The sequence below is a fragment of the Kitasatospora sp. NPDC015121 genome (assembly GCF_055562955.1).
Map to the genome: position 1 here is coordinate 63,309 of NZ_JBVHEH010000033.1, position 12,193 is coordinate 75,501.

8 protein-coding genes and 1 pseudogene are annotated in these 12,193 nt (G+C 76.2%); 5 read left to right on the forward strand and 4 right to left on the reverse strand.

What is annotated here, in order from left to right:
• The first annotated feature begins 225 nt into the window (after positions 1–225).
• The 3 genes and pseudogenes from ACZ3J7_RS34630 to ACZ3J7_RS34640 all read left to right on the forward strand — a co-directional run.
• Positions 226–1,917: a nickel/cobalt transporter gene (locus tag ACZ3J7_RS34630; RefSeq protein WP_465627371.1), complete on the forward strand. Its 1,692-nt coding sequence runs from the start codon at positions 226–228 to the stop codon at positions 1,915–1,917.
• Positions 1,918–1,937: 20 nt separating this feature from the next.
• On the forward strand, positions 1,938–2,267 hold the full coding sequence (locus ACZ3J7_RS34635; RefSeq protein ID WP_465627372.1) for a hypothetical protein: 330 nt from the start codon (positions 1,938–1,940) through the stop codon (positions 2,265–2,267).
• 238 nt (positions 2,268–2,505) lie between these two features.
• A pseudogene (locus ACZ3J7_RS34640) lies at positions 2,506–2,865 on the forward strand (LysR family transcriptional regulator); the annotation flags it as partial.
• A gap of 28 nt (positions 2,866–2,893) precedes the next feature.
• Here the strand turns inward: ACZ3J7_RS34640 and ACZ3J7_RS34645 are convergent.
• The 3 genes from ACZ3J7_RS34645 to ACZ3J7_RS34655 are packed head-to-tail and all read right to left on the reverse strand — an operon-like array spanning position 2,894 to position 4,907.
• The gene (locus ACZ3J7_RS34645) at positions 2,894–3,316 is read right to left on the reverse strand and encodes a hypothetical protein (protein WP_465627373.1); all 423 of its coding nucleotides are present in this window, start codon (positions 3,314–3,316) and stop codon (positions 2,894–2,896) included.
• An 11-nt stretch (positions 3,317–3,327) separates the two neighbouring features.
• On the reverse strand, positions 3,328–4,584 hold the full coding sequence (locus ACZ3J7_RS34650) for an amidase domain-containing protein (protein WP_465627374.1): 1,257 nt from the start codon (positions 4,582–4,584) through the stop codon (positions 3,328–3,330).
• A gap of 2 nt (positions 4,585–4,586) precedes the next feature.
• Positions 4,587–4,907 (reverse strand): WXG100 family type VII secretion target, encoded by a 321-nt coding sequence (locus tag ACZ3J7_RS34655; protein ID WP_465627375.1) that lies wholly within the window; start codon positions 4,905–4,907, stop codon positions 4,587–4,589.
• A gap of 535 nt (positions 4,908–5,442) precedes the next feature.
• On the opposite strand from ACZ3J7_RS34655, the gene ACZ3J7_RS34660 reads away from it, so the two are divergent.
• Positions 5,443–9,552, forward strand: a complete 4,110-nt coding sequence (locus tag ACZ3J7_RS34660; protein ID WP_465627376.1) for a DUF7507 domain-containing protein — start codon at positions 5,443–5,445, stop codon at positions 9,550–9,552.
• Positions 9,553–9,604: 52 nt separating this feature from the next.
• Here the strand turns inward: ACZ3J7_RS34660 and ACZ3J7_RS34665 are convergent, their stop codons facing one another.
• The gene (locus ACZ3J7_RS34665; RefSeq protein WP_465627377.1) at positions 9,605–11,260 is read right to left on the reverse strand and encodes a PxKF domain-containing protein; all 1,656 of its coding nucleotides are present in this window, start codon (positions 11,258–11,260) and stop codon (positions 9,605–9,607) included.
• Positions 11,261–11,760: 500 nt separating this feature from the next.
• On the opposite strand from ACZ3J7_RS34665, the gene ACZ3J7_RS34670 reads away from it, so the two are divergent.
• The coding region (locus ACZ3J7_RS34670; RefSeq protein ID WP_465627378.1) for a 2-oxoglutarate dehydrogenase E1 subunit family protein at positions 11,761–12,193 on the forward strand (433 nt) is incomplete at its 3' end.

Below are 12,193 nucleotides of genomic sequence, written 5' to 3' on the forward strand. Positions count from 1 at the left end.
CCTCCGCCGACGCGTGGGGTTCGCCGCGAACAGCCCTCCGGCGTGCCGCGATCACCCCGGCGGCCCAGCGGCATCACCCGTCCGGCCGCGCGGGGCGGCCGTGCCGGTGGACACGGCGAGCGGGCGGACGCGACAGTGTGCGGGCCCAGCGCTGAAACCCTGCCGCGCCGCCAGCCCGCACGGGGCGCCCGCGCCCACCGCCGTTCCGCTCCCCGGAGGCACCGCGTGGCAGTCCACCGCACCCTGACCCGCACCGGGGCCGCCCTCGCCGCGGCCCTCGCCCTGACCGCGCTGGCCGCGCCGCCCGCGCAGGCCCACCCGCTCGGCAACTTCTCGGTCAACCACTACCTCGGACTCACCGTCGGGACCGGCGGCGTCGACGCCCTCGCCGTCACCGACCTCGCCGAGATCCCCACCCTCCAGGAACGGTCCGCCACCGACACCGACCACGACGGCACCGTCACCGCCGCCGAGAGCACCGCCCGCGCCACCCGCCAGTGCGACGACACCGCCCGCCGGATCCGGCTCACCGCCGACGGCGAGCCCCTCCGCTGGACCGTCGCCGCCTCCTCGCTCGCCTACCAGGACGGCGCGGCGGGCCTGCGCACCAGCCGCCTCGAATGCCGCCTGCGCGCCGACCGGCGACTCGCGGGCGACGGCGCGGGCTTCCGCGTCGAGACCGGAGCCGACCCCGCCCGGGTCGGCTGGAACGAGATCACCGCCCGGGGCGACGGCACCACGCTCGACTCCTCCGACGTCCCGGCCGACTCCGTCAGCCGTGAACTGCGCGACTACCCAAGGGACTTGCTCGACGCGCCGGAGGGCGTCACCACCGCCGCCTTCCACGCCCGCCCCGGCGGCGGCCCGGGTGCCGGTCCGCGGGCCGGGACCACGGCGTCCGGTCCCACGGCCGGCTGGACGGCCTCGCTCGACGCCCGCCTCGCCGCCCTGGGCGCCGCCCGCCACCTGACCCTGCCGCTGGGCCTGCTCGCCGTCCTGCTCTCGCTCGTCCTCGGCGCCGGCCACGCCCTGCTCCCCGGCCACGGCAAGACCGTCATGGCCGCCTACCTCGCCGGCAGGCGCGGCCGCCCCCGCGACGCGCTCACCGTCGGCGCCACCGTCACCCTCACCCACACCACCGGCGTCCTGGTCACCGGGCTGCTGCTCACCGCCTCCTCCACCCTCGCCGGAGACCGCCTGCTGGCCGTGCTCGGCACCGTCGGCGGAGCCCTCGTGCTGCTCGTCGGCGCCCTGCTGACGCGGGACGCCCTGCGCGCCCGCCGCGCCCGCCGGGCACCGGCGGCGGAGGGCACCGGACGGCGCACGCGCGAACCGCGCCCCGTCCTGGCCGGTGTGGCGGCCGGAGGCGCGGCCCACCCGGGTGACTCCGGCCCTCCCGGCCACTCCGGCGACGGGCACGAACACCACGGCCACGGGCACGAGCACGGCCACGGGCACGAGCACGGCCACGAGCCGCACGGGCACGAGCACAGGCACAACCACGAACCGCACAGCCACCGGCACGGCCTGTTCGGGCGTCACCACCACCATCACCACCACCACGACGCCCACGAACCGGGCCGGGGGACGGAACGGCGCCGGCTGATCGGGCTGGGGATCGCCGGCGGCCTGGTCCCGAGCCCCTCCGCGCTGGTGGTGCTGCTCGGTGCCGTCGCCCTCGGACGCACCCTGTTCGGTGCCGCCCTGGTGGTCGCCTACGGAGTGGGCATGGCCGCCACCCTGACCGGTGCGGGCCTGCTCCTCGTCGGCCTCGGCCACCGCCTGGAGCCGCTCGCCGCCCACCCGGCCCTGGCCCGCCTGCGCGGCCTCGGTCCGTACGGCGCCCTGCTGACCGCGCTGCTGGTCCTCGTGGTCGGCGCGGGCATGGTCCTGCGCAGTCTGCCCGCCGCCCTCTGACGAAGCACCGGGAGAACCACGTGCCCGCCCGTTCCACCGCTCTCCTGCGCGCCCTCCTCGTCGGCGCCCTGCCCGTCCTGCTCCTGGCCGGCTGCGGCGGCCCGGACCGGGGCGGCCTCGACACCGGGTCCGTCACCTCCTCGCCCGGCTGCCGCGTCCACCAGACCCGCGAGCCCGCCGAGCGCTACACCGCGGGCCGGGACGCCGACACCGGCGCGGTGCTGGAGATGATGCGCTACTACACCGCCCACGGCCGCACCCCCTACTGCGACGGGAAACCGCCCACGGCCGCGGACCGCGCCTGGCAGCGGCTCTACACCGACCTCGGCGGGGATCCCGCCCACCTCTGACCCGGCCCCACCCGCCCGGCGTTGGGCCGATCGGGTGAACCTGCCCGGTCGGCACCAAGCCGGCCGCCCCCGCCCCCCGAAGGACGGGTGTGCGCGGAGCCAGGGTCGGCCTTCCCGCGCACCTCGGGGACGGGACCCTCCGGCTGGCACCACGGGTCCCGTCCCCGATCGCCGGTTCGTCAGTCGGGGGTGCGGGCCAGCCAGGTGCCGATGGCCGGCAGCGCCCCGGGGCCGCTCCCGGTGGTCACCGTTCTTCGAGTTCATGGAGCCGACCATGTCCTGGACCTCGGACGAGGAGGCCGTGCGCCTGCCCGCCACGCCGGTCCAGCCGATCGCCAGCGCCGACGTCGTCGCCGCGCTCGCCGACGTGGCCACCGGCGCGCCCCTCGGCGGGATCCTGGACGTGGCCGGCCCCGACCGGTTCACGCTCGACGAGGTCGGCCGCCTCACCCTGGCCGCCCGCGGGGACCGCCGCCCCGTCCTGGTCGACGACCGGGCCGGCCTGTTCGCCGCCGTCCCCGGCGACGTCCTCACCCCCGGCCCCGGCGCCCGCCTGGCCCCCACCCGCTACCGGGACTGGCTCGCCGCGGCCCACTGACCGGGACGGGACCGGTCCCGGCGGGGCCTCACATGCCGCCGCAGGCGTGCCGGGCGCCGTCGAGACCGCCGACCGCGTCGGCCAGCCCCCAGCCGGTGACCAGCAGGAGGACCCCGGCCAGCACGGCGACCAGGGCGGCCGCCACCAGCGCGGCCCGGCCCGGGCGGGCGGCGGGCCGGAGCAGCAGGGCGGCGCCCGTGCCCGCCGCGGCCGCCAGCAGCGGCCCCGCGACCAGCGCGGCCCAGGCCGCGGCCGGCACCGGGAGGGCGTCCAGGCAGTGGTTCAGCCGGCGCGGGGCCGCGTCCAGGTAGGCGTCGTGGCCGTACTTGGCGCAGGTCCAGCCGAGCACGGCCAGCACCGCCGCCGAGGCGAGCCGCCGACCGGCCCGCATCCCGGCCGTTCCGCCCGTCCCGGCCGTTCCGCCCGTCCCGTCCAGTTCGTTCGTCGTCATCTGCGCCGCCCTCAGTACCAGTTCGGTTCGACCCGGACGTAGCGGATCTTCTGCCGGCCCTCGGACTGCGCCTCGTGGCCGGACCGCCCGTCCATGCTGACGTTCTTCCGCGAGTCGTTGTGCTGGCTGTACCGGATGTCGCCGTCCGGGGTGACCGCGGTGACGACGGCGGTGTGGTGGATGTTGCCGGGCGTGAGGTCGGGGTTCAGGTCGTTGTCGTCCTCCAGGAAGACCAGGTCGCCCGGCTTGACCTGGTCGGGCGGGACCTCGCGGCCGCCGTTGCCCACCATGAAGTCGTGCAGGTTCTGCGCGCCGCCCCAGGCGTGGCTGTGCTGCTGGCCGATGATGCCGAGGCCGAGCCAGCCCGGGTCCCGGCCCCGGTTCCAGGCGTCGCCCTCGACGGTCCAGTCGCCCTTCATGCGGACGCCGGACTGGAACAGCGCCTCCGAGGCGAAGTTGGTGCAGTTGTTCTCGTCGTCGAAGTCGCCGGAGTCGTCGTTCCAGTGGGCCAGGACCCACTCGACCATCTTCACCCGGTCCCACTTGCGCCCCGGCCCGCCGCGCAGGTCCTCCTTGACCGCGTCCGGGATGCCGGGGAGGTTGGCGAGCTTCACCGGCTCCGCCAGTTCCAGCTGCCGCTGCTGCTCGGGGGTGAGCGAGGCCCACCACCGGGACACCAGCGCCGGGTCGCGGCCGTCCGGGATGTCGCCGGCCAGCATGTCGAGCTCGACCTGCGAGGCCTCGCCCTGGAGTCCGTCGAGGGCCTTCTCGGGGTCGGTCTCGCAGGTGGCAGCGCCCAGCTTCCGCAGCTCGGCGGAGGCCAGGTCGTCGGCCTGGCGGGCTTCCCGGAGGGCTTCCCGGATGAGCTCCGACACCTCGTTCATGTGGGTGAGGCTCTCGCCGGTGACCTCACCGGTGGTGGAGACGGTCCCCTCCCCGTCCACCTCCAGCCGGTACGCCCGGGCGAGTTCCAGCGCCCGGGCCAGCGTCCGCTGGGCGTACTCCAGGGAGGACGCCAGCCCGTCGACGACCATCGCCACGCCCCGGGTGATGTCGGCGGCGGACTCCAGGATGTTCGCCTGCTCGGCGAGCCGCTTGCCGGCGGCCCGGCCGACCCGGTCCTGCCAGTCCTCCTTGAGCGGGCCGATCCCGTTGTCGTGCAGGTCGTTGACGGCCTGCCAGGAGTCCTTCGACAGCTCGACCCAGCCGTCGGCGGCGCGGTGCAGGGCGGCCGGGTCGGCCTGCCGGAGGGCGGCGAAGTCGACCACGCTCAGGCACCCCCGCCCAGGTCGCCGCCGGCCAGGTCCAGCCGGCGCACCGACTCCTGCTCGGCGGTGTCGTACGAGTGCGAGGACTGCCGCAGCTGGTCGGCGTAGGTGTCCAACTGCCGGGCGACCGCGCTCATGTGGGTCTGCCAGGCCTCGGCGCACTCGCGCAGCGCGGGCCCGGAGGCGAAGCCGGGGTGGGCGGCGGCGGCGCTCAGGCTGTCGTCCAGCCAGTGGCCGGTGCGCCCGTGCAGCCGGCCGGACGTCCCGCCGACGGCGTCGGCGGCGGTGCGCAGGCCCGCCGGGCGGATGTGGATGTCGTACATGGGCTCCCCGTTCCTGCCGTGTGATCGGCCACGGGGAGGACGCCCGTCCGGCGCGTTCGGTTCCTGCTGTCGGGGGTCGGCGCGGTGCGGTGCGCCGGGAGCGGCTTCCGGCGGTCGGGTGGTGCGCGAGTGGTTCAAGTGACTGATTTCCCGGCCCGCCCCGTGCCTGTCTGCGGGCCGGGCGCGGGTCGGCGGGCGAGCGTGGAACGGTCGCGTACGCATCGACCGGTCGACGTTCCAGAGGTGCCCGTTCCGATCGGCCGGCACGGAGGGTTGGTTCGCCATGGTTCGGACGAGATCGGGAATCGGACGGGGACGGTGCGGGTCCTTCGTGGCCGCACTGCTGGCGTGGGGGGCGGTGGCGCTGGCCGCGCCGCCGGTGGCCGTCGCCGAACCGGGACCGGAGGCGCGGCCGCCCGCCTCATCCGCCCCGCCCGCCTCATCCGCCCCGCCCGCCTCATCCGCCCTGTCCGCCTCGTCCGCCCCGCCCGGGTCGGAGGCGCGGTCGGAGCGGCGGGCCGGGGAGGTGGTCGACGTGACGACCAACGTCGCCGGTCCGACCGGCGGGTACGCGGGCCAGGAGTTCAGCTACACGGTGACCATGAGCAACAACGCGCTGACCGCCGCCGACGGGGCGCCGTTCACCGTGACGCCGCCGGCCGCCGCGACGAACGTGGCGGCGAGCTGCTCGGCCGCCGCGGGCGCGGTCTGCCCCGGCGCGCTGAGCGTGTCGGACGGCCAGGTCGCGGGCACGGCGGTGAGCCTGCCGCACCTGGGGGTGCTGACGCTGACCGTGACCGGCCGCTTCGGCGCGCCCTCGCCGTCCTCGGTGACGGCGTCCTCCCGGATCGACCCGCCGCCGGGCGCCACGGACTCGGACCCGACCTCCAACGACAGCTCGGTCAGCACGACGGTCGACAACCGGATGAGCCTGCGGGTCACCAAGTCCCAGTCGGAGACCACGATGCTGCCGGGCCGGCCGAACACCTACACGGTGACCTTCGCCAACGAGGGCAACGGCTGGGCCGACGGCGCGACGATCCGCGACTACCTCGCCTCGTCGCGGTCGCTGTACACCTCGTACGCCGTGCACGTCGTCTCCTGCGAGGGCACCGGCGGGGTGAGCTGCCCGTCGTTCGTCAAGGACACCACGGCCACCAACAGCACCATGGTCTTCTCCGGCGAGATCGGGGCGTTCCCGCCGGGCGGGAAGCTGACGGTGGTGATGACGGTGGACCCGTCCGGTCCGGAGCCGGCCTGCTCGTCCTCGCCGAGCGCCGACGTCGTCGGCAACACCGCCAACGTCTTCGCGCCGAGCGGGGTGACCAACACCCTGCCCAACCAGGCGTACGTCTCGGCGACCGGCCTCACGCCGAGCCGCTGCCCGCAGACGAACGTCTCCGTCACCAAGACCCAGGCCAACCCGCAGATCCTGCCGGGCCGGCCCAACACGTACACGGTCACCTACACCAACAACGGCCCGCTCGCGGCGGACGGCTCGACCGTCCGCGACTACCTGAGCTCCGAGCAGAACATCTACCGCTCCTACGCCGTGCACGTCGTGTCCTGCGAGGGCACCGGCGGGGTGAGCTGCCCGTCGTTCATCAAGGACACCACGGCCACCAACAGCACCATGGCCTACTCCGGCGAGCTGGGCGCCTTCCCGCCCGGCGCCGTGCTGACCGTCGTCATCACGGTCGACCCGTCCGGCACGCCCACCACCTGCAGCCGGAACCCCACCGTCGACCGGGTCTTCAACACCGCGCAGGTGTTCACCCGCTCGCCGCTGGTCAACACCGGGAGCAACACGGCGGGGACCACCGCGACCGGCCTGACCCCCGACCGGTGCCCGGAGACGAACGTCTCCGTCACCAAGACCCAGGACAGCGCGCTGCTGCTGCCCGGCCGACCCGCCACCTACACCGTCACGTACGAGAACAAGGGGCCGAACGCGGCGGACGGCGCGACGATCCGCGACTACCTCAGCTCCTCGACGAACCTCTACCGCTCCTACGCCGTGCACGTCGTGTCCTGCGAGGGCACCGGCGGCGCGAGCTGCCCGTCGTTCATCGAGGACGCCACGGTCGCCGACAACGCGATGGTCTACTCCGGCACGCTGGGCGCGTTCCCGCCCGGCGCCAGGCTGACCGTCGTCCTGACCGTCGACCCGGCCGACCCGACCCCGCTGGCGGCCTGCCCGAACGGCGTCACCGGCATCGCCAACCACGCGGACTTCTTCGTCGCGTCGCCGCTGGTCAACACCGGCAACAGCTCCGCCGCGACCAGCGCCACCGCCCCCTGCGCGGACATCGCCGTCAACAAGGCGGTCGAACCGGCCGCGGTGCGGGCCGGACAGGCCGTCACCTACACCATCAAGGTCTCCAACGCGGCGCCGCAGCCGGCGCGGACGGTGGAGTTCGCCGACCCGCTGCCCCCCGCCACCGCCTTCGAGTACGGCTCGGCGAGCTGCACGGCGAACTCCGCCGCCTCGGTGTGCGGCCCGGTGGTGTTCGACCCGGTGACCCGCACCGTCACCTCCACGATCCCGCAGATCGGCGGCGGACGGGACTACGTCACCATCACCGTCACCGGCACCGCCGGACCCGTCCCCGGCACCCACCCCAACACCGCGACCGCCCGGTCCTCCAGCGGCCCCGACGCGTTCCTCGACGCCGTCCCCTCCTCGAACGGGAGCACCGTCTCGCTCCAGGTCTTCAACACCGCCTCCACCGTCACCGTCACCAAGCAGCTCACCGGCCTCCCCGCCGGCGGCCTGCCCGTCCCGCTCACCTTCACCGGTACGGTCACCTGCGGCACCCAGGAACCGCAGACCTGGTCGGTCACCGTCCCGGCCGGAGCGAGCACCGCCACCGCCGCGCCGCTCACCTTCTACGACGGCCAGCGGTGCGCCGTCACCGAGGACCCGCCGGTCGCCGCGCCGAGCGGCCTGCACTACACCGGCCCGACCGTGCTCAACCCCGCCGTCATCGACACCCTCGGACCGCAGACCGACCACCGGGTGATCAGCTCCACCCCCCTGGGCGACAACGCCGACCTCACCCTCGCCAAGCGGGTCGACCGGCCGACCGCGACCGCCGGCGACACCGTCACCTACACCTACGAGGTCGCCAACACCGGCAGCGTCCCGGTCACCGGCGTACGGGTCGACGAGGACGCCTTCACCGGCAGCGGCACCGCCCCCGCGGCCGTCTGCGCCGCCGGCGACCTCGCCCCCGCCGCCACCACCACCTGCACGGCCACCTACACCGTCACCGCGCAGGACGTGACCGCCGGATCGGTCACCAACACCGCGACCGCGACGGCCACCGCGGCCACCGGGCCCGACCCGGTGAGCAACCGGGCCACCGCCACCGTGCACGCCGTCGCCCCGCCCGGCATCGCGCTCGCCAAGAGCGTCACCCCCGACACCGTCGACCGGGCGGGCACCGTCCTCTCCTACTCCTTCACCGTCACCAACACCGGGGGCGTCCCGCTCGTCGGCGCGCACGTCACCGAGACCGCGTTCACCGGCTCCGGCGGCGCGCCCCTGGTCAGCTGCCCGGCCGCCGCGCTCGACCTCGCCCCCGGCGCCTCCGTGACCTGCACCGCCCGCCACACCACCACCCAGGCCGACATCGACGCCGGCGCCGTCACCAACACCGCCACCGCCACCGGCCGCGCACCCGCCGGCTTCACCGACCCCGTCTCCGCCGAAACCCGCGCCACCGTCACCGCGCCCGCCGCGCCCGCCCTCACCCTGGCCAAGACCGCAGGGCCCGCCGACACCCCGCTGGTCGAAGGAGCCACCGTCACCTACCTGCTGCTCGCCACCAACACCGGCAACGTCACCCTCACCGGCCTCGGCGTCCAGGAGACCGCGTTCGACGGCCACGGCGCGGCCCCCACCCCCGGCTGCCCGCCCGAAGCCGGCCGCCTCGCCCCCGGCACCGCCCTCGCCTGCACCGCCACCTACACCGTCACCGCGGCCGACGTCGACGCCGGCCGGATCAGCAACACGGCCACCGCGAGCGCCCTCGACCCCGGCGGCCGGACCGTGCGCGCCGAGGCCGCCACCGCCGTCTTCCCGGCCCGCGCCACCCCGGCCCTGACCCTGGTGAAGAGCGCCGACCCGGCCGTCGTCCACCAGGCCGGCGAGACCGTCCACTACACCTACACCGTCACCAACACCGGCAACGTCGCCCTCACCGGAGTCGGCGTCCGGGAGACCGCGTTCACCGGCCACGGCACCGCGCCCGCCCCCGACTGCCCGCCGGCCGACACCGCCCGGCTGCTCCCCGGCGCGACGGCCACCTGCACCGCCACCTACACCACCACCCCGGACGACCTGCGGGAGGACCTGATCACCAACACCGCCACCGCCACCGGCCGCGCCCCCGCCGGCACCACCACCACCTCACCCGCCGCCACCGCCCGCGTGGCCGTGGCACCCACCACCCCCCTCCCCACGACCCCTGCTCCGCCCACCCCGCCCACCCCGCCGGCCCCGCCGGCCTCCGCCCCGACCCGCCCCGGCCACGAACTCGCCCGCACCGGCACGGCCGCCGCCCCCGCCCTCGGCTACGCGGCACTGACCCTGCTCGCCGGAACGGCCCTGTTCCTCACGGCCCGGCGCAGGCACCGCTGACCCGAGCGCGTCCGCCCGGCCCCGGCCGGGCGGACGCGCTCCGGGAGGGGGATCAGTCGAAGTGGAACAGCGCGGTGTGCACGGTGCCGTCGGTCAGCCCGAGGGCGAACAGCCGGCAGGTGCCCGCGTAGGAGCGGTCGGTCTTCCACACGTACGAGTAACTCCGGGCGTCCGCCGCGAACCGGGGCGGGCCGTCCGTCGCGGCGGCGGGGGCGGGGGCGCCGAGCGGGGTGCCGGTGGCGCAGTCGACCCGGGTCACGGCCGGGTAGCCGCGGGCGACCACGTCGGGGCCGAAGTCGCCGCCCAGGGAGAATTTCACCGGCACCGCCCGGCCCGCGTTCATCCGGTTGACGGCCGGGGGGTCGGCCACCGGGGGCCGGAAACCGGCGAACGGGTACGCGTAGGTGTACCGGCCGGCCGTCGAGACGGGGCTGGTCCCGGCCGGGGTGGTCACCGTGACGTCGACGGCGCCGCCCGCCCCCGGCGGGACGGTCGCCCGCAGGGTGCCGTCGTCGACCACCGTGACGCCGGTGGCGGGCGTGCCGCCGAACCGGACCGTCCGCGCCCCGGCCAGGTGGGTGCCGGTGACGGTGACGGTGTTGCCGCCTGCGTCCGGTCCGTGGCCCGCGCGCACCCCGGTCACGCTCGGCGCGACGGTCGCGGTGGCCAGGTTGTACGGGCCGCTGCCGGTGAGGACGGTGCGGGTGACCGTGTCGGTGGCGGGGTCGAGCACCGACAGGGTGCCGTCCCGGCTGTTGGCCACGTAGACGGCGCCGCCGGCCGGGTCGGCCAGCACGCCGACGGGCGTGGCGCCGACCGGGACGGTGGCGGTGACCCGGCCGACCTCGGTGTCGACCACCGAGACGGTGTCGTCGGACTGGCTGGGCACGTAGGCGCGCGCGCCGTCCGGGGAGAGCGACACCCCGCCGGGACCGGCCCCGACCGTGATCACGCCGGCCACCGTGCCGCTCGCGGTGTCGATCACCGAGACGTTGCCGCTGGCGTAGTTCGCCACGTACACCCGGCCGCCGTCCGGCGAGACCGCCAGCGCGGTGGGCATCCGGGCCCGGCTGTCGACGATCGTCCCGGTCAGGCTGTCGGTGGCGGTGTCGATCACCGAGACCGAGCCGCCGATCAGGTTCGCCACGTACACCCGGCCCCCGTCCGGGGTCACCGCGATGCCGAACGGCTGGCTGCCGACCGGCACGGTGGCGGTGACCGTCCGGGTGGCGGTGTCGATCACGTCGACGCCCCCGGCCCGCGCGCTCACGTAGTGCCCCACGTAGGCGCGGGCGCCGTCCGGCGAGAAGGCCACCGGCCCGGGCAGCCGGCCCACCGGGATCGTCGCGGCGACCGTGCCGGTGGCGGTGTCGAGCACCGAGACCGTGCCGCTGCCGTTGTTGACGACGTACGCCTGGGTGCCGTCCGGGGAGACCGCCACCGCCTGCGGGTAGCTGCCCACCGGGACGGTCGCGACCGGCGACGCGGTCACCGGGTCGTAGGCCGTCACCGAGTTCGCGCGGGTGTTGGCGAGGTAGACCAGCCGGTGCGCCGCCGCCCCGGCCTCCGGCCGCTCCTGGGCGTGTGCCGCCGGCCCGGGCGCGACCACGCCCAGCGCGCCGAGCGCGCCCGCCGCCGCGGCCACCGCCGTCCGGTGCCGCCACCGCCGGAGCCTGCCCGGCGCCCCCGCCACGGGGACCACTGCCATCTGCCTCCACCTCTCGTCTCGACGGGCCGACCGGGGGGAACCGGCCGGCGGTACGGGGCGCGGGGTGCCCGTGGGGCAGCCTGGCCGCCGGGGGCGGGCGGGGGCAGGGCGCGCGGCGGCCGTACCGCGGCACGCGCCCGGCGCACGGCCGGGCCCGTTGCACAGAACTTGCCGACTCCGGTCCCGGGGGTAGCCCGCCCCGGCGGGCCGCCGCACACCCGCGCCGACCGCCCCGCAGGCCGTCCCGCACCGCCCCCGGACCTTTCGAAGCCGCAGATCAGAGCTACAATCGAGCCGTCCGCCGACCGGCGGGACGGACGTCCGCGAGGGGGAGACCGGAGATGGCCGCCGGCCGATCGAGCACCGGCTCGACCCTCTCCCGCACGCCGCGCGCCGCCGCCCCGGACGCCCTCGCCCGGACGTCGCCGCCGCACGCCGGCCGCCGTTTGCACGGGATAACCTGAACGTCAAGACCGCCGTCACCGGGAGAAGTTGAAGACATGTCCGAAGCAATAGGCCAGGGTTCGGGTTTCGGAACTAACGAGTGGCTCGTCGAGGAACTCCGCCAGCAGTACCTCCAGGACCCGTCCTCGGTCGACCGGGCCTGGCGCGACTTCTTCAGTGACGGCCCGACCAGCGCTCCCGCCACCGCCGACGCTCCGGCCGCGCCCGCCGCGCCCGCTCCGGCTCCCGTCGCCGCCGCGCCCGCCCCGGCCCCCGCCGCCCCGGCTCCCGCCCCCGCCGCGCCCGCCGCGCCGAAGGCGGCCACCCCGAAGGCCGCCGCCCCGGCCGCGCCCGCCGCCGCCGCCCCGAGCACGTCCGGAGACGAACTGATTCCGCTGCGTGGTCCGGCGAAGGCGGTGGCGTCGAACATGGACGCGTCGTTGGAGGTGCCGACGGCGACGTCGGTGCGTGCGGTGCCGGCGAAGTTGC